The 18,452-nt window shown below is 58.8% G+C and carries 12 protein-coding genes and 1 pseudogene; all 13 read right to left on the bottom strand.

The window, feature by feature from the left end:
• Positions 1-228: 228 nt before the first annotated feature.
• The gene (locus A7G45_RS21430; protein ID WP_260932168.1) at positions 229-1,122 is read right to left on the bottom strand and encodes an IS3 family transposase; all 894 of its coding nucleotides are present in this window, start codon (positions 1,120-1,122) and stop codon (positions 229-231) included.
• Positions 1,119-1,436 (bottom strand): transposase, encoded by a 318-nt coding sequence (locus A7G45_RS21425; protein WP_260932170.1) that lies wholly within the window; start codon positions 1,434-1,436, stop codon positions 1,119-1,121. Before A7G45_RS21425 ends, A7G45_RS21430 begins: the two co-directional genes overlap by 4 nt.
• Positions 1,437-1,853: 417 nt before the next feature.
• Positions 1,854-2,006 (bottom strand): annotated as a pseudogene (locus A7G45_RS21420) (translation initiation factor IF-2 N-terminal domain-containing protein); the annotation flags it as partial.
• A 253-nt stretch (positions 2,007-2,259) separates the two neighbouring features.
• Positions 2,260-4,131 (bottom strand): DUF262 domain-containing protein, encoded by a 1,872-nt coding sequence (locus A7G45_RS32560; RefSeq protein WP_260940171.1) that lies wholly within the window; start codon positions 4,129-4,131, stop codon positions 2,260-2,262.
• A gap of 71 nt (positions 4,132-4,202) precedes the next feature.
• Positions 4,203-4,451, bottom strand: a complete 249-nt coding sequence (locus A7G45_RS21410; protein ID WP_260940169.1) for a hypothetical protein — start codon at positions 4,449-4,451, stop codon at positions 4,203-4,205.
• 168 nt (positions 4,452-4,619) lie between these two features.
• On the bottom strand, positions 4,620-6,758 hold the full coding sequence (gene brxL / locus A7G45_RS21405; protein ID WP_260940167.1) for a BREX system Lon protease-like protein BrxL: 2,139 nt from the start codon (positions 6,756-6,758) through the stop codon (positions 4,620-4,622).
• Between the two features lie 12 nt (positions 6,759-6,770).
• Positions 6,771-9,263: a BREX-1 system phosphatase PglZ type A gene (pglZ, locus tag A7G45_RS21400; RefSeq protein ID WP_260940166.1), complete on the bottom strand. Its 2,493-nt coding sequence runs from the start codon at positions 9,261-9,263 to the stop codon at positions 6,771-6,773.
• Positions 9,256-12,726 carry a BREX-1 system adenine-specific DNA-methyltransferase PglX gene (gene pglX, locus A7G45_RS21395; protein ID WP_260940165.1) on the bottom strand — a complete coding sequence of 1,157 codons (3,471 nt, stop codon included), beginning with the start codon at positions 12,724-12,726 and terminating at the stop codon, positions 9,256-9,258. The genes pglZ and pglX overlap by 8 nt, the downstream gene beginning before the upstream one ends.
• A complete protein-coding gene (brxC, locus tag A7G45_RS21390; RefSeq protein ID WP_260940163.1) occupies positions 12,726-16,196 on the bottom strand; it encodes a BREX system P-loop protein BrxC in 3,471 nt (1,156 codons plus the stop codon). Before brxC ends, pglX begins: the two co-directional genes overlap by 1 nt.
• Positions 16,197-16,200: 4 nt before the next feature.
• Positions 16,201-16,812: a DUF1788 domain-containing protein gene (locus A7G45_RS21385; protein WP_260940162.1), complete on the bottom strand. Its 612-nt coding sequence runs from the start codon at positions 16,810-16,812 to the stop codon at positions 16,201-16,203.
• Positions 16,812-17,411 (bottom strand): DUF1819 family protein, encoded by a 600-nt coding sequence (locus A7G45_RS21380; RefSeq protein ID WP_260940160.1) that lies wholly within the window; start codon positions 17,409-17,411, stop codon positions 16,812-16,814. Before A7G45_RS21380 ends, A7G45_RS21385 begins: the two co-directional genes overlap by 1 nt.
• 70 nt (positions 17,412-17,481) lie before the next feature.
• Positions 17,482-17,682: a helix-turn-helix domain-containing protein gene (locus A7G45_RS21375; RefSeq protein WP_260940159.1), complete on the bottom strand. Its 201-nt coding sequence runs from the start codon at positions 17,680-17,682 to the stop codon at positions 17,482-17,484.
• A 454-nt stretch (positions 17,683-18,136) separates the two neighbouring features.
• The gene (locus tag A7G45_RS21370; RefSeq protein ID WP_260940158.1) at positions 18,137-18,349 is read right to left on the bottom strand and encodes a hypothetical protein; all 213 of its coding nucleotides are present in this window, start codon (positions 18,347-18,349) and stop codon (positions 18,137-18,139) included.
• Positions 18,350-18,452: the final 103 nt, after the last annotated feature.

Genomic DNA, 18,452 nt, shown 5'->3' with positions numbered 1-18,452 from the left:
TCGGCCTTCAGCTTGGCCACCTCCGCTGCGGCATGTCGGCAGTGCTCACGCCACCAAATTGCTTGGTATTCAGGAAGTTTCGCGACGCATTGCTCGCAGATTTCCCTGCCTTCCGTGTCCACCGAGGGTTGCGACTTCATGCCGCCACAACCACACAGCGCATGGTCAGGTCGCTTACCTAGGTAATCCAAGTGGTGGACTGGGGTTCCCCTGAAAAAGTGGACACGGTTAGCTTGATTGCTGATTGATCCGTGCGGTGATCTCGAAGTCGATAGGTGAGATCATTCCCAGTGAACTATGCCGCCTGTCATGGTTGTAGTAGCGAAGGTAATTGTCAAGTCCCGCAGCAAGATTCGCATACGTTGTGAAGGCATGCCGCTTGTAGTACTCGTGCTTGACCGTCGACCACAGTGATTCGGACCCGGCGTTGTCCCAACATATGCCGGTGGCCCCCATAGAGCGGCGCAGGCCGTGATCGGAGCAGACTGTGGCCAAGTCGTGACTGGTGTATTGACTGCCCCGGTCCGAGTGCAAGATGGTGCCGGCCACCGACCCGCCGCGGGTGAACACCGCCGCGTCCACCGCCTGCTCGACGAGCTCAGTGCGCATGTGGTCAGCCACCGACCAGCCCAGCACCCGTCGCGAGTGCTCGTCGCGGATCGCGCACAGGTAGGCATCGCCTTCACCGCAGGTCAGATAGGTGATGTCGGAGGTCCATACCGCATCGAGGCGGCCTTGATCGAAGACCCGGCCCACCCGGTCGGGTGGGAAAGACGCCGCCGGGTCGACGACTGTGGTTTTGACCTTGAAGGTGCGCGGGCTGATGCCTTCGATGCCCATCTCGGCCATGATCGCCGCGACGGTGTTGACCGACACCGAGACCCCAGCGGCGTGCAGGTCGGCGGTGATCCGTGGTGAACCGTAAGTGCGTCGGGATTCTTGCCAGTGGGCCAGGATCTTGACCTCGAGATCGCGGCGCCACTGCTGCCGCGGCGTGGGTTCGGTGCGTCGCTGCCGTGCTTCCCAGGCGTAATAGCCCGAGCGTGAGACGTCGAGGAGCTCGGTCAGTGTGGCGATGTCGTGGTCGGCGCACTCCGCGGCGATGAGCTCAAACCGACTCACCGATGTTGCTGTGCCGCAAAGTACGCCGATACTTTTTTCAAGAAGGCGATATCTCGGTCCTTCTCGGCCAGTTCCGCACGCAGCCGCACCAATTCGGCGCGTTCACGGGCCGTCAGATCGCCTTCTGGCGGCCCATGGCGGGCATCGCTGGCCACCCCGTCGCGGACCCTCTCCTGACGCACCCACTTGCCCAGCAGACTCTCGTGCAGGTTCAGTTCGCGGGCCACCTCCGAGACCGGCCGGCCCCTGTCAATCACCCGACGAGCAGCCTCCACCTTGAACTCCGGTGTGAACGACCGACGCGTCCGCGACATATCGACATCCTTCCAGCAGGACACCGTCCCGCTATCTCAGGTGTCCACTGAAACTGGGGAACCTCCGACTGCATCAGGTGACTGCTCCTCGACATAGAAATACGCAGGATCGGGCAACAATTCGTATCGTGGCGCCTTCGCATCGGCTGCTACAGCCGGCTTCGCCTTTGCAGGTCGCTCCTTAGATGGCATCTGCCTGGTCGTGCTGTTGGTCTCTGACGCGAACCTAACCTTCACTTGCTGGGCAAATTCGGGTGTGACCGAGGAGCTGCCATTCTGTACATTCACACCAAGGTGGCAGAGGTATCCGACGACGGCAGCCTCGTGCACACTGAGCTCGGCGACGAGATTGGCAACTGTAGGGCCAAATACATCCGGAGCTGGCACTGGCACTGGCACTGGACAAACCGCAGTCCGGAAATGTTCACGTACGGCACGTACAACCGGGGCCTCAAGCGTAGATGATGCTGACTTGACAAACTTCCCCTGTTGGCCCAGTACCGACAAGACGTCCTTACTTCTGACGCCAAGCTCCTTGGCGAGTTCGTGAACACGTGCCTTACCAGCCACGCTATGTACCCCCTTCTAAATTCCGCTGTCAACGACGGTCCAAGTCGTGTGCAGTGGAATCGACCTCGTCATCTAACTATTTACGCCCCGCCAATGCTGTCAATTTGCTGAAAGTCATATGCAGCCGCCGGCCGCTTGTCGCGATGCAGTGCGCGCGAGAACATGATGACCGCGTTGGACAGGTCGACGGTGGCTAGCCCCAATCGGCGCAGGAATCACCGCAATCCGTGGCCTGTATCCACCTTCTCATCACCTACTGTGGCGCCGACGGGCGGTGCCAAATCTCGCACACTGCTTCCGCGAGATGTTCCGAACGAGAGAGGATGTCGTCGTCGCCCCAGGAATGCTCATGGCTTTGGATGATTTCCTTGTTCAGAACGAGCAGGCTGAAACCGTCGATCAAGCTGCGCTTGCCTCTGCCCGGCTCGCCACCATCTTTCAGGCCCGCGGCCTGGAGGTCCGTCCACGGCCGATTGGAAAGAGATCCATTGAGAGCCTTCGTCACCAGCGTCAAGTTGCCGATGGTGTTGATGCGCTTGTCGCGGACGGCCGCATCCTGAGAATCCAACGGGGGGTTGGTATCCCAGTGCGTCCGCCAGCCTTGCGGCATGATGTGCTCGAGTTCCAAGCCAGTAGGTAACGTCAGGGCCTCATATTTGGTGCTTCGCTCTCTGAGGTGCTGCTCAACCGCAGCGAGAACCACCCGGAGCCGTCCCTGGTTGATGACCCCGTACATCTTCGCTTCCGGCAGAGATGCTTTCATCGTGGAATCAGTAGGCCAGAATCGAGTTTCCGCAGTCTGCTCTGCCAAGAAGGAACGGATCGTATCGCCAGCCGCTTCAGATGCGACGGCTCCGAGCTCCTTAAGTACCGCGACCATGAATCTGTTGATGTCCTTGGTCGTAAGTCGCAGAAGAGAACGACGGATAGCCCAACTCTCCAATGAGTCGAGCCCGATGCGGACCTGCGAGGCGGGAACGCCATGGTTCTGCGACAACATCCAAAGAAAGACAGGGGTTACTACGGCGAGCTCCATGATTTCAACTACTCGGCGGTAGAAGCGGCCTTCGGCAGTTGACTGTTCGAGTTGAGCGAGATTGCGATACGTGTCGGCGTCCCGGCGCAGTTCGCCGAGAAGAACGTCGGCCTTTTCTGCAGTCGTCATGTACGGCTCCGCATATTCGGCGAAGACGCGAAAAGCCTGTTCCGACTTCACTTCGTCTTGGCGGCGCATGGTGAGCCAGTACTGCAGGAAGATATCTACGCGAGACCGCATCTGGCGGCCCTGTTTGATTTCCTGTCGCCACCATGCGGTGTCGAAGTCGGCCCAGTAGCTGATTGACCAATTCTCGACGTCGGCCCCGACGGCCTCACCCTTCCGAAAAATCCAGTTCTTGATCAGGTCAGCCTTCAACAGAGGGGTCCCGCGATCGTTGAGCGTTTCGAAGATGAGCTGCGAGTCGTCGTGACCTGAGAGGTCGATAGCGATGAGCGTCAATCGGTCCTGCAAAGTGGAACTAAGCGCCTCGACACGTAGTTCCTCCGATCCCGGGGGGACTACTCCGTCGTCATCAGGCTTACCAGTGAGCCAGCGCGTCGTCTCTTGCCTGAAGAACCTATGGGCTTCGGTGACACGGTGTTCACCCACCTCGTCTCCCTGGGGATCCATAGCATTCTCGAAGGCCTGTCTATCCGCTTGGGAAGGCCAGAGTTTGAAACGCTCGCGCTTGCCCGCGAATGCCTTCGGCTTGTTCAGAATCAGGTCTTCGAGCGCCTCGGCGTGGAGTTCATGCCCTCGGGCTTCCACGACCTCGTGTACTGCGTCCAGCAAAAGCTGGAGCGTAGTCATGCGTTGCTGTCCGTCGATAACCTCATGGCGCGTGACGTCGCCAGCAATCGGAGGCTTCGATTCGAAGACAACGGCACCGAGAAAATGTTGCGGCACCGCCGGGTCGACGCCCGATTCCTTAGCGGCTACGTAGCTCTCGGCCACTCGCACGACGTCGTCCCAGAGCGGCGCCCACTGGTCCTCTTCGTTCCAGACATAGGGTCGCTGGAAAGCGGGGATCTCGTAGTGCTCCTTGCCTTCGAATAGTTCGCGTGGGCTTCGCGGGTTCGCCTCCACAGAAGCTTCGCCTCCAATCTCATACTGATCATGCGTAGGGAGAACGCTAATAACTCAATCGCAGGATGTGGCTACTCGACGGCACTCTCGGCGAAATCAACACCTCCGGCGAATCTGATTTCGCTATCGGCAGGAGCAAATCCGTAGTAATTGACACCATTCCAGTCGGTGTTCACAACAAGCATGATTGCGCCATCGATCTCGAGACTCTCCGTAAATTCATCGGGCTCCGCGTCGTCAACGAACCTGATCACCTCGCTTGGAAAACGCGGGCTGATGTAGTCCCATTGACTGACCATCCCGCAATAGACGAAAAGCAACGTAGGGTCAGCCTAGTTTGCACCCTCATCGTTCAACTCGGCCGGGAGACCGCTGAAAGGGGAATGGATCTGGCCCAGGTACGTGAATTCAATTGCAGGCAGAGACATTTGGTGCCCTTTACTGGGATTGTGGTTACGTGCACGGATACGAATAGGGAGCGGTTGAAGTCAGGAACCAAAGTCTCGAATGTAGGTCACTCCGAATGCAAAGACCTGTCGGAACTCTTGCCGACGCGTGCCGAAGTCGAACTGGGTTCCGGAGCCTCTCTGGAAGATGTCGAGACCTCGGCCGAGGAGGATCTTCCAGCCGGTATCCGTTCGGATGGATCGGTCATGGATGGACTCGTCCCACTGAACATTGAACTTGATTCCGACTGAGGCTGCCCCGTCTTGAATGGCCTTGAGCATCAACAGCTGTTGCTGCTGGTATTCGGGCTTGTCCTCTTTGGTCACCAGCATCACGGCGATCTCGTCGGCGGGGTCCTTCGCTGAGGCCAGCACGGCAAGAAGGTCAACGAGGTTACGACCCTGGTGCGGCGCGCGAATGTATGGGTCGACGATGGTGATGCCAGCCGCCCCACGAAGGTAAGGCATCAGCAGATTATCGTAGGAGACGCCACGCTGGTTCTCCTGAAACTCGCGATGGCCCTCGAATAGCGGCTTGGGCTTCGGGGGTTCACCAATCGTCGGAGTAGCGGGAGGTTTTGGTTCCTCACTGCCCGAGGAGCCGGCGGATTCGTCGTCACTTCGCCGGCACTGGTGGTAGTAGGCGGGGTACTCGTCCTCTTCGAGCGTTGTCACAGAACGCCATTCGCCCGCTTTGTCCAGGTAGCCGAATTTGACCTCAGCCATCGTGGAATCGATGCGGAGGATCTGGTCCTTGACGCGTTTGCGACCCTCCACGGCGAACCGGAGGACTTCTTCGATCTCCTCGCTCGTGGCCTCCCCGTGCGGGTACAGGATCTTCATCAGCCCAGAGACCGTCTTGTGGATTCCGTCCCGGTCACGCGTAGAGATGTCGGAGCCGAGCGTGAAGTGCTGTTGGTAGCGGTCGGAGTAGTCCGCGTCGCGCATGGACTTGAGCACTTCGGCTATGTAGTCGACGACGAAACCGTAACCGTCGGAGAACATCTCACCGCGGATCGTGTCCACTTCCCAGCCGGGAATGTAGAAGTGCAGGCGGTCGAGGTAGGCCGAGTCGTGGTAGCTCTCGGGGAGTTCGTCGAACAGGTCTGCGTGTTTGAGCATGTAGGGCACGTTGTGGGAAGTGTTGCCCACAAACACCATTGAGGCTTCGGCGCCGAGAGTTTCAACACCACGGGAGAACGATTTGTTCGCCATGTAGTTCTTCATGATGTCAACAAGCGCCTTGTCCGTGCGCTTCTTCTTGCCCGCAAACTCATCGAACGCGACAACGTCCCAGTAGCCGACCAGCCCGATGCGGCCGTTCGAGTTATTGACAAACAGCTTCGCAACGGTGACCTCACCGCCGGAGATGAGCATGCCGTGCGGCGAGAACTCGGAGAAGATGTGTGACTTGCCGGTGCCTTTGGGGCCCAGCTCTACGAGGTTGTAGTTGCGCTCGACAAAGGGGATCAGCCGCACGAGTTGGATAAGTTTTGCGCGCCGGCCGAACAGTTCCGGGTTGAACCCGATCGACTGGATCAGCAGGTCGATCCACTCGTCGGTGGTGAATTTGCGCCGCGAGGCGACGTAACCGTCAAAGTCGAAGTTAGAGAGCTGGATCGGTTTGATGGAGCCGAGGATCCACGGGACCACGCGGGCGTTGTCACTGTGCTGGTACTCGATGTCGCAGATGCACCAGACGCCGCCGACTAGCAGCTTGGGGTGGGCCTTGATGATCGCTGGCGCGACGATCACCTGCTTGATGCCGAGGTTTGCAAACTCGGCCTCGTAGGTGTCGTCCTTTTCGTTGAGCTGGACCTGGACCTTGTCGATCACGCGGTAGCGGCCTTTTTCGCGGATGTGAGACTTCACGAGTTCGGCTTGGTTGCGGTGGACGTAGTGGTCGGCAAGGATCTTGCGGACACTCTCGATGCCTGACTGGATGGTCGCCTCGTCGTCGGAAGCCGCGTATTGGCCCAGCAGGTACTCCAACACGAATGACGGCACGATTGCGTTGCCTTTGACGGCCTTCACAAGGTCCTTGCGCACGACCGCGCCGCCGAAGACATCGTTGATCTTCTGGTCGAGTGCTGACTTCACTGGAGGGACTGGCGACGGTCCGCCGGTCAAGCCGTCCGAGTGGTCATCATCCGCTGCGGCTAGGTCTGTCTGCTCGGTCATTGTTGTCACCCGTTAGAAGTCGAAGTCCGTCATGAACGAACGCTTGATGGTGTAGTTGGCTTTCGAGAACGTCTTCCATTGATTCGTGTTGGGGATGCGGTCTTCAAGCCGCAGCTCCACGGCGCGGTTGTTGACATCATCAGCGTCCTGTGTGAGATACAGCGTTACGGATTGGTACCGCTCGCGCTGGTCACCCGAGGAACTGTCGAAGGTCAGTACCGGCTGGTCCGAGATCGGCGTCACTCCGGCGTAGATGCCGAGCCGGACCTGGCGTGGCTGGATCTTGTCGGTGACTGCCTCGCGCTGAAGCAGCTTGACCGCGAGCTGTCCGGTCGTGATCTTGTCGGTTTCGGGCATGAGGTCGACCTGCACGGGCCGAATGTCGCTCTTGCGCTTCTTGTTGACGGCGATGACTGGCACGACGATCTCCTGCAGCGACGCGCCGCCGTGGACGTATCGAGTGCCAGCGCCGGCTTGCGGGATTCGGTGAATGGAGTTGGGGATTTGGATGTCAATGTCGCCGACCAGTCCAGCCTGCGCTGAAGTGAAGGTCATGAACGAAGGCGAGGGTTTCAGAGACCTGCCCAGCACGTAGCGGCGATTGGTCTTGGTGATTGCATCTCCTTGCGGCGGCTCGGAGACGTAGTACGCCTGTTCCAGCGGAGTGTCTTGGTAGAGGAACCCGTGATCTGCGGTGATCACGATGTTTGTGGCATTGGCGTTAGTCCACTTCTTAACGAGTAGCACCAATTCGCGCAGTGTGTCGTCGGCTGCCTGGAACACCGTGCGCTCGGTGGCGGCTTTGTCCCCGGCCGCGTCGATGCGGTCGTGATAGACGTAGAAGATTTGGTGCTGCTTATAGAGGTCACGTAGTTCATCGCCGGGCATCGCCAGCACATCTGCTGCTGAAATCGCATGGCCCTTGACCGCTTGTAATATCTTGTCGCGGTTTGCAGTTCCGTTTGTGGGCTTCCCGTCCGCCAGTACCGGCAGTGCCTCTGGGTCCAGCTCTAGCGCCGACTGAGGCAACAATGCGGCCATACCGAGCTGGGTGTAGCTAGGTAGCATTCCGAGCACCGCAGACAGCGAGCCATCGAATCGATCCTCATTGCGGATCAGGGATGTCAGTTCGTGCGCAACCTCATAACGCATGCCGTCCGAGATTATGACCACCGCTTTTGTGCGGCCGTCTTTGACGATGGGAGCGACATGGTTGTCGAAGAACTTGCTCTGGGGCCCAAGGGAAATGGACTTCCACTGGTCCGTCGGCTCCAGCGCCTGCTGCCATAGTCCACCGAAGTTATGGAGGAACTTGTTGGCATATTGCTTGTCGACCTCGGCCTTTAGGGCTTCGAGGGGCTTCTGGAATCCGGCGGTTTGGTAGGCGAATGTGAACCAGCGGTATTGCTGGTCGATTCGGAACCACTCGGATTGGTACTTCTGCAGGCCGGCGTCCATTGATGGGATCGTGTTGGGCAAGGCAGCAATGGCCGCGAGGAGCTCAGAGGCGCTTTGGGTCGCCTCGTACAGCTTGGCGTATTTGTCTTTCCAGAGGCTGTCTTGACGCTGCCGTACCGTTTCGGCTACCTCTCGGGGCGTTATCGACTGAACTGCGACTGCGGCCGCAAGATCGACGATGATCTTGCGATCGATTTCCTCGAAGGTCGTGACTGGGATTAGTTCGCGGAAGTCGCGGTGCTCGATCTTTGACTTCACGTCAAGTGCATCGGCCGCCCGGGAGGCCAGCGTCGTCATCATGCCTTGGGTGCGAACGTCGTAGCGCAGGCTGTTGAAGTCATTCCGGATGTTTCGGAACTCGCCGGGCGTTTCTGACGCGAAGTCTTCGATCGCCCGGCTGTACATCCACAGCACGAAATCGTCGATGGTCGGGTTGGCGCCCGAGTACTTATAAATCTTCGCCAGACCGCCCCAAAGGAACTGGTCTAGTGCGAATGTCGCGAGGTCGTCGAATTTAGCCCGTTTGTTCGCGGCGTTCTCGGCGAGGAGTTCGCGAATTATGTCGGTCAGCGTGTGGCCTGAGGACTTCACGAGAACCTGGGACATCTTGGCCCGCATCTTGGCAGCGTCGTCGCCTGGGGCAAGGAGCTTTGCCAGTGCGAGCTTTCGAGAGTTGGCGCCGAAGAAATTTGGGTGTTGCTCGATGACTGCAGCTAGCGCGGGATCGCTAAGCCCAAATTCCTGTTGGAGCATGGATGTCTTGTCTGCGGTGAAGACTCCGTAGGCCAGCTCAAGGTCAAGTAGCCAGTTTCCTGTGCCCCGCGATATCTCACCCGAGCGATAGACAAGATGCTTGGTGACGTGATCGGCGAGAATCGTGCTCTTCACGCCAAATTCGTTGCCGTGCACTCGCATGACGTTCAGGACGCCGAGTTCGAGCGCTTCGACGTCTGCGTCGTACTCGCCGGTAGGGTCGTGCCAGAACACGACTCGCTGCGTGGCCAGTCGGTTGCTGATGGCGTCCTTAACCGAGTCCAGCTCAGTCACCCGAAGACTCCAACCCGGTGATCTTCCTTAGAGCTCCACCGAGCTTTGGGTAGTTCACCTTCACACCGTCGTCGAGGTCGATGACGACGTTCTCGGATGCCTTCGGATAAAGCGTGTCGTGCTCGTACTCGTTCAGTTCAACGAGGATCTTGCGCAGGCGGTCTGCTTCCTTGGCGTTACCGGCGCGCTCCGCCTGCTGAAGGCTCGACTCAAGCTTGGTCACGTACTCACGCAGGTACGTCAGCACTGTTGAGGCGGTGGACGGCGTGTAGCGGTGTAGGTAAATCAGCGCGTTGAACGATCCCTTGGGACTTGAAAACAGCCAGTAGATCGGGCGCTTCTTGTACCGCTGAACATGGTCATCATAGAACTTCGACTTTCCAGCCTTCGTGATGAAGTACTCGCGAAGGTTCTTGACGCTGAGCGACTCCGTCACGAAGCGCAGGTTCTCCTCGAAGTTTTTGTCGCCGAACGCAACTCGGAGGAACTGGCGGAACCGACCGACGATGTCATCCTCGAACCAGTCGCCATCGACAATGGGGATGACGTTGTCTTCGTCTGGCGCGAACGACGATGTTGGCACAATGGCGAAGAAGTCCTTCAGGGTTGCCCCCTGATCAGCGAGGATCAATCCGGGCAAGTCGTGGCTGTATCGCCCGAACATGCAACCGACCGCGAAGGAGATGAAGTCTTCGACAAGCAAATGCCGTCGGTCAACCTCGTTTGCCGACACGGGACGTCGAGCGACATTTTTGGTGGATTGCGGACCCAAATATGCCGCCGCGAAGAACTCATCCAACTCCGCCTCAGCAGTCGCAAGTGCGTCAGCGCGCTCGTCCTCAACCCCCTGGCAGGCCTCGATAGCCGTTGCAAGAGACTCGCTCAAACCAACGAGTGGTGAGCCCTGGAAGTCGGCCGACAGCTCGCAAGTATCCCATTCCTGCTTGGACAGGTCGACGCACCGTGCGACCAGCCCCGACACATGAGCGCTTTCCCGTACGCGTATCGGCAGGCTCAACACGTGACCAAGCTTGAAGTCGAGTCTCGGTGCGAGCAGGCGCATGAATTGTGTCGCTGTAGAGCTATTGAGGAAGCCTTCCAACACCGGCAGCTCATCTGGGCGATGCGGGAACGCCATCGGACCCTTAGTGTCGAACATGAAACTGCCTTCAACGTGACGAACGGCGAACCCGTCGCCAGAGATGCTGGACCACGTCAGGCCCCGTTTGAACCCATACGTCCCGTTGTAGTTGTGCGACCGGACTCGTCCGGTCGCCTCATCGATGTTGGCCTGCACCCGTTCGCCATCGTTTTCCCAGTCGACAACGAAGTCGAAGTTGCCATACCAGCGCCGTGAAGAGCCACCCTTCTGGTAGGGGAACCAGCGAGCGCCGGATGTGACGCCATCCGCCGCAGACTTGATCCCGAAGCCGACTTTGCGCTGCGATATCTCGTACCAACGCCGGAGGAACCGGTCGTTATTGCCAGTCGTGAGTCCTTCTCTAGCCTGGAGCAGCTCGCCGAGATATGGGCCCTTTCGCAATGCAGCAATCTCATCGTCCGATGCCCAGTAGATAACTGGCGTATTCGGCACATCCAGAAAATCGGAGACGCTCCGCACATAGGCTCGCTGCGCCTCGGAGCCGGCCGCCACACCCCGGAGGACGGTTGCTTTAGCTTCGCCCTCGACATCCACTGCTCGAACAAAGATCGATTGCGCGGCACCCCTTTTATTGGTGTCTGCAACAAACGCGACTGTAGAAACTACCTCTCCACTGATTGTGTCGAAGGCTGACGTTCCGAGATGGGCGAGGGTCGCTACCGAACCGTGCTTCAGCAACCAGGCGCGGTATTTGGAATAGTCTCCTAGGAACATCCAGCTGTCTTGGGTGACCATCGCGACGGCGCCGGCCGAGTCGACTAGGTCGAAGCAACGGTCGATAAACATTGCATACAGGTCGATCTTGGCTAGCGGATACTCTCGCTTCGCAAAGTTGGCGAGCACAGGCTCCATGTTGCCGCTGCCCATGTATGGAGGGTTCGCGACAGCGACGTGGTACGTCGCCGCGAGCACCTCGGCCTGACGCACAACAGCATCTGCTCGCTCCAGCGTCTCAGCCGCAAGCATGTCGCCATCCGCCGCGCTGGCTTTGGCCTGCGCGAGACCACGCCGAGCAGCTTCGAGACTAGTTCGGTTCGGTTTAACCAACGAGCCCGTGATAGCTGCACTTGAGAATAGATTCCAGACGCCAATCTCTTCATCCCGGTCGCCATCAGGTGTCAGCAGGAAGTCGAGCTCCGGAGGCGTAAAGGTGATCGGCCCGAGCGCGCAGATATTCGGCTCGACCTTCTTACCAAAGAACGTCCGCTGCCGCCCACGCGCCTTCATCGTCAGTGCGAACGCTGCCAACGCTCCAGCGCGAGGATCTATTTCGGTGCCGTAGAGGTTGTTGGCGAGGATCAAGCCCGGAATCTCGGAAGGCGCGTAACCCTCCTCCGCGTATATCGCATACAGGAGATCGAACGCGTAGGTCAGCATGTGTCCTGAACCGCAGGCCGGGTCGATAACCTTCAGTTCCTCGGGCCTGGCGATCCTGAGGAATTCAGTCTCCTCGTCGACTGGGGCGATGTAGTAGTCCATTTGGTGGACGAGCCCCGAGGTCGGTCTGTTCAGCATCCACAGCCGGCCCAGTGAGTTCTCAACGAGGTAACGCACGATCCAGTGCGGGGTGAAAAGTTGTGTAGCGGCAGGGATTTCGTCGGCACCCGCCTTCTTGTTCTTCTTGAATCCGGCGAAGACCTCGTCTTTGCGCTCCGAAATGTAGAACTGGTAAAGCCAGCCGATGACCTCGACGTCCTTGCAGGCGTCCTCGGTCAGAACTTCAACCGAACGGTTGAGCACCGAGTCGCCGGCCAATAAGTTGGCTGGGATCAATAGCTCGGTGAAATCACCCTGGCGCTCAAACATGAAGGGCATTGCCTTGTGCCAGAACCGGCAGTAGGCCGCGAGGAGCAGCGAGTAGGCCTCCGCTTGGGCGTCCACGCCCAAGCGTGGCTGCCGACTGCCAGCGAGCAAGCCAGCGATGGCGGCCATGTTGTCAGCGTTGGACACGACCTCTTTGTCGATCTGTCCACGTTTAGCGGCAGCAAGCACCTCGGGTTGGCCGACTTGATCGGTGGCCGGCGAGACCACACCGAGACCGGTGTATCCGTTGGCGTCCATGAATCTCAGGGCAATGATGCGATTGAACCAGGTGTAGGCGACTATGTCTGCCACATGCGCCTTGCCTTTATCGCCGCCTCCGCCAGCGGCGACCGCTTTCTCCAAACCGGCTACTGTCGTGAGGCTTTCGACTCGCTCGGGCGATCCTGGGCCGAGGACGGCCGTGATTCGCGCGGTGACTTCACGGATCAGTTCGGTACGGGCTGACGTCGCGAAGGCCTTAAGTGGTGCGGTTTCCATCAGTTTGCAATCCGGTTCGCTTTGATCGCCTGTACGAGAGAGACCCGAAGTGCAGCGAGGTAGGCGTCGACGTCGGGCTCGGTTTCGATAATGGCGGGGCCTCCGGCCGCCTTTATGCTGGCGACGGCAACCGTGGGCTTCTGGGGCTTGCCGCCGGTGTCGGCGGACTTGGTGAGTTGGTCAATCAGGCCCGGGTAGGTGTTGGACTCGAACTGGCTACCGGTTTGGTCGACGACGGCGATGAGGTTCTGGTTGTCGAGTGTCGCCAGAAGCGTCTTTACCGTGTCGACTGCCGAGCTTTGGGCCTCTGCCGATGCTGCCTTGTAGAAGTGCTCCTGCAACAGACTTTCAAGCTTGGTCTCGACTGCGCTTCTTATCGCTGTGCGGGCACTGGTCACCTTCTCGTCAAGCAGACTCTTCAGGGTGTCCGACGCTGCTTTGAGTTGGGTCATCTTGTTGCCCCGGAAGGCATTCGGGTCGGCAAGCAGCGTCTTGACGTTGTCGGCGCTGCCTTCTGGGAGGTAGGTGAGGTTGCCCGCATTGGCAGTGAGTAGTGCGGTTGCCTCGTCGAAGATCTTGGCTTGCTGACCTTTGAGGAAGGCCTTGATTGGGTCGATCAAGTCTCCCTTGGCCTCAAGGAGTTCGTCGGCCGTGCTGAATTCGGCAAGGTACCAGTCGGCAGGTTTGCCGATGACTTGGTCTAGAAGCGCTACGACTGCCGCGAGCTGGCTGACGAACGGGTACCGGCTGGTGCTGACGAGTGCGTTGAGTTCCTCACGTTTGGCTGCGAGCTTGTCTTTGCCGAACCGAGCGAGTTCCGCGGGGTCGCTCGGCACTGCGCCCTCGTCGAAGAAATCCGTGCAGAACTTCTTGAATGCTGCCACTTTTGTTGCGTCGTAAGCCTTTTGCGGAGCGACGACGGCGTGCTGCTGTTTGGCAGTGTTTTTGATCAGGGCGGCGGCCTCCGTGCGTACCACTGGGGTGGCATCGACGTTGAGGGCTATCTTTCCGGTCCCGACCAGCCAGCCCAGCACCACTTCGATCGAGCCGAGGTTCCAGCCGTATGGCTTTGACTCGAAGCGGCCGACGATTTTCTTGACTGTTACCTGTTCGCCGAGGTTGGTTTGGGAGATGATCCACGACTCCATTTCGGCCCCCGGCGATGTCAATGCCGACAAGTTCTCGGCACCAAACAGGCCCTGGTCGTTCTGAATGGCACCCGCGACCTGCTGCTCTGAAAAGGCTTTGCCGCCAAGGAGTCCCATACTTGTGTAGGTGCGGCTGACGAGTTCTTGGAAGCCGTCAGATACCCGTGTGAATGCCTCCTGCGAGCTGGAGGTGACCTCGGAGGCGTTGATGATCATCTGCGCGTTGCCGACAGCCTGGCGCAGCCTCTCGATGAGCTCCTTCTCGCGGTCGGCGTTGAGCACCTGCTTGGCTTGAAGGATGGCCAGCATTGACGGTGTGGCGCCGGAGTTTGTGCGTTGCTTCGTGTATTTCTCGGTCTTCACAAAGAGACGCAGGTCGGCGAGCAATCGCTTGTCGCGACCAAGGAAGACGCGCAACTCGTCCTTGCCTGCGCTTTGCATCTTGATTTCGTCGTCGGTGTAACTCGTCTCGGGGGTGATGAAGTGGACGGTCAGCTCTTGCTGCTTGCCTTGGACGATGTCATCGAGCTTGTACCCGAATGGGAAATCGTGGCCGTTCTTCGCGTACTTCATCTTGTTGGTCTTCAAGATGTCTGACGAGAGGTACTTGAAGAGCTTGCTGGAGACCTCGGACGAGTCGATATCGACGCCCTTGATCTCCTTTTCGATTTCCTGCTCCTCGTTGGTCAGGTACTCGTAGATGTTGCCGTTGCGCTGTACGTACGACTGAGTCTCCAGCAGGTTGAGCGCTTCTTGAACCAAGGCGCCCAACGACTTTAGGTCTAGACCGAAGCGGTCGTAGACCAGCACGGTGAGGTTGCGCGGCGTGGCTTTAAAGGTGTCGACATACTTGACCAGGAACAGCGCCTTGAGCAGCCGGTTCGCCAGGATCGTCACGTCGGAGTCCGGATCGGGAAGGTGTTTCTCCGCCTGCAGAATGGCACTCTGGGCAGCAGATTTCAGAGCCGCGCTGATGCCGGCGAACATCTGGTCAAAGGTGGCCAGGTATCCCACCTGTTCGCCGCCAATGAGTTTGGCAACCTCCTGGACCACACCGAGCATCGAACGCTCACCCACCGAGCTGTTCTTGCCCTCAAACATGTTGTGGTCAGACAGGCCTTCGATGGCAGCCTGGAACATCGGGATCTGATACGTCACGAACGGATACGTGTGGACAAAACGGCTTTCATCAACGTAATTGCGGTAAGTCTTTGCGCCATCGACAAAGTCGAAGATCGTTTTGAAATTCGCGGAGTCCCGAACGTAGATCGCCTTGACGTCGGCAGCACCCGCGTCGTTCTTCTCCAGCAGACGCTTGCTAATGACTTCTTCGACGTCCTGACTTGTCAGCTTCACCTTGGTGCTGAACCGAGCTTGAATCTTGGAGAAGTCGTTGCCCTGCTGCTTGGTTCGATCTCCGACGACCTTGTCCATGTCCTCCTGAGACGTGACAAAGACCCACGACTGACCCTTGCACTTTGTGTTGAGGGACTCGGCAATGGTCTGCAGGTTGAGCATGAGCTTAACGTCGTCGGCGATGAACTGACCGACTTCATCGACGAAGAAGTTGAGCCGGAAGCCGGGCTCCTGCCAATCAATCCACGCCTTGACCGAGGTGGCAAAGTCTTCAATCGACACGGCGTACGACTTTTGGTACTGAGCGATGATTCCGGGGTTCGCCCCGCCGTTGATCTCAGCGAAAGCTGTGTCGATGTGGTGGGCTTCGAGAGCTGTCTGCTCACGGCCGTGCGCCCAGTCGATGCCGGCTTGCTTCTCAAATGCCGTCTTGAACGCTTCGTATTGGCCGCGCTTGTCGAGGTCTTCTTCGAACCGAGCGACGGCGCCATCGTTGCCAAAGTAGCCGCGGCTCTCGTCAAAAACTTTCACGAAGACCTTGAGCAGCGCATCGCTCTGATCTTTGGCGATCAGCGTCGCCTTTTGGTCGATGTTGAACAGCAAGCTTTTGGCCGGGATCGTGGCCGCCTTCTTCAGCGAGGCCTCCAGCATCGCGTCGCCGGCCTTGCTAAGGAAACTGTCACTGACCTTGCTTCGCGGGAAATCTTGTCCCTCAACGTCTCCGAGTAGATGCGCAAGCATCTTCAGGAGGTGAGACTTACCTGAACCGAAAAAGCCTGAGATCCAAACACCATTTGCATTGGTGTAGTTGGTGTACTCCGCAAGCAGCGGGCCCACACCCTTGGCAGCGTCGTTGGTGAAGACGTACTCCTCGACCTCAACGCCCAAGTGGTCGAGGTCGTCGGCCTTGACCACGCCCTCGATCGAGCGGTTGACGTCCTTGAGGAAGATTTCATTGAGTTTCATCGGGTCATGCTTCCTGATCGAGGATGCGCTTGGCGCGGTAGAAGGAGTCGTCCTTGAGCTGGCCAAAAAGGACGAGTGCTGAGCCTTGTGTGGCGGAGACGTCGTACTTGCCGGGGAAGAACATCAGCATCGGCCAGTCGGAGACCACGGTCTGCAGGTTGTTGAGCACGGTGTGCGAGCGAACGAAGGGGAATACTTCGCCGACCCCGGTCAGGAACAAGATTTGGAATGTCTCGCTGTTGATGCGCGCCTTGATGGCCGGCGCCAGGTGCATCTGGGGATCGAGCATGTTCTGCAGCATCTTGAGGAAGTCGGGCTTATCCATCGACGGCTCAGCTGCGAGGACGCGGTCCCAGACGTTGCGTTCCTTCAACAGTTCGACGCAGAGGTCATAGAGGTTGATCTCGAAAACCTTTATGCCCTCTTCGGTTTCAAGCTTAGTTTTGATCCGTTTCTTGGCCTGCGCGACGTCGAGAGCCCAGGTTGGGTCGTAGTCGTAGATGAAGTGGGCGACCTCGTTGCCCAGGCCCTGCATCTTGAGGAAGCGCTCGCTTTTGAGTACCTGGAAGAGGTGCTCCTCATGCTGTGCCAGCGTCGTCCGGTTTGACATCGTCATCATGTCGCCTTCGTCGGAAAGAATCGGATGTCGCTAGGAGTGCGGTGCCTGAGACAGTCAGCGACACGTGCCGAAAGCGACGTCGGCTCGATCAAGCCCTGCTTGGTTAGCAGGCCGGCATCGACCATCATCTTGAAGACGACCTGCCGGGCCTTCTGATACGACAGTTCCGTGACCTCATCCAGTTCGTCGTGCCAAATGGCCTTGCCGCGGTAGAAGGAGTCGAACTCTTCGTATGTCACATTGCCGGCCAGCGTGAGGAACCGCTCGCGCAGCACTTCCTCGGCGAACTCCCCGATCAATGCGTATCGACGGCAGGCCGACGCCCACATCAAGTGACCACGCTCGGTAGACGTTCCGTCTGCGACGATCTGGAGCTCGGCATCAGTGAGCACTTGCAGCCGCGGAATAAGCTCGCCCAGCATGCGGGTGTTCGATCGCGCAACGCGGGTCTGGAGCAGGTTTTCGTCCTTGATCCGTGCGCGGGTCGTAGCCCAATCACGTTCGCTCAGGTAGATCGGTGCAGCGATGAGGGCTTCGCGGGTTAGCAGCGAACCGCTGGTAAACGAAAGCGCGTATCGTTGTCTGGCTGTCATCATCGGCGCCCCCTTCCGGCCATCGGCAAGTCGATCAGGATAGACCGACCGACCGACAAAATCTGAAAGTTGTTTAGGTGGGCGAATTGGCCTCACCCGTCGTCTCAGCGCCCCCGCGTCGGACCCAGTCGTCGACCTCGCTCGCCTGGAATTTCCAGAGGCGGCCGACCTTGTGGGCAGGCATGGCTTTGTCTGCGATCCATGCGTAGACCGTGTCCTTCGTGACGCCGAGGTGAGCGGAGATATCGTCGGCCGACAACCACGGCTCAGACATGACGATGCGGACCTCCCACGTCTACGAGGACCCGGATATGACCGGGTTTGGCCGAGTTTAGCCGAGTCGGTACCGGTTTCAGAGCAGTTGATAGTACGTCGGACAAGCCGCGGAATCGGTGGGGCTGTCGAGCCCCTTGTCCAGGGCAAGCCGCCCACGCTGTCCGTCAGCGTGGCATGCCCCTCTTGCGTACCCGACACCCTGTCCCCATCCCCGTTCCTGAGAGAAGACTGTAAGCCAGGCCACCGATCCCTCGGGGCGACCGGTGGCAATTCATAGCAAATATTGACGTAGGCAGCGGTCGGCCCCTATGAACCCGCTATCGACTCGAAACGAATGCACCGCCAAAGCCTCACGGACACTTCTCCGTATCCCGCACCACCCCGAAACTGATCGCGGTACTGGACGTGATGGTCGACCCCGCCGCGGGCATCGACGTACACACCTGCCAGTTTCAGTCAATGATCTGCGCCCGACCCTTGCCTGTCAGATCCGTCGATCCGCTGAACCAGACCGCTCCCCGGGTCAGCGACTGGATCGCATCCTGAGCACCCTGCAGGTCCATACCGATCAGGTTTGACATCGTCCACGACGGCTCGGCTGCCGCCACCGGGCTCAACGCCACAGCTGCCCCGAAGGTCATCGCAGCCACCAACAGTTTCTTCATTTCTTCCTCCTGATTTGAGTGAGCCGCAGATCGTCGCACCACCCACCGACAAGTTCGACGGCCTATCCATACGGGCCTACTGTGGGAATTGGACGACCTAGTC

The organism is Mycolicibacterium llatzerense (assembly GCF_025331195.1).
GTDB lineage: Bacteria > Actinomycetota > Actinomycetes > Mycobacteriales > Mycobacteriaceae > Mycobacterium > Mycobacterium llatzerense.
This window is presented reverse-complemented; position numbering and strand designations above follow the sequence as displayed.

Bases quoted from the DNA above. Each gene is read 5' to 3' on its own strand.
- A7G45_RS21425 (WP_260932170.1), bottom strand. From the start codon at position 1,436: ATGTCGCGGACGCGTCGGTCGTTCACACCGGAGTTCAAGGTGGAGGCT.
- brxL (WP_260940167.1), bottom strand. From the start codon at position 6,758: ATGACCGAGCAGACAGACCTAGCCGCAGCGGATGATGACCACTCGGAC.
- pglX (WP_260940165.1), bottom strand. From the start codon at position 12,726: ATGGAAACCGCACCACTTAAGGCCTTCGCGACGTCAGCCCGTACCGAA.
- brxC (WP_260940163.1), bottom strand. From the start codon at position 16,196: ATGAAACTCAATGAAATCTTCCTCAAGGACGTCAACCGCTCGATCGAG.
- A7G45_RS21385 (WP_260940162.1), bottom strand. From the start codon at position 16,812: ATGACGATGTCAAACCGGACGACGCTGGCACAGCATGAGGAGCACCTC.
- A7G45_RS21380 (WP_260940160.1), bottom strand. From the start codon at position 17,411: ATGATGACAGCCAGACAACGATACGCGCTTTCGTTTACCAGCGGTTCG.
- A7G45_RS21375 (WP_260940159.1), bottom strand. From the start codon at position 17,682: ATGTCTGAGCCGTGGTTGTCGGCCGACGATATCTCCGCTCACCTCGGC.
- A7G45_RS21370 (WP_260940158.1), bottom strand. From the start codon at position 18,349: ATGAAGAAACTGTTGGTGGCTGCGATGACCTTCGGGGCAGCTGTGGCG.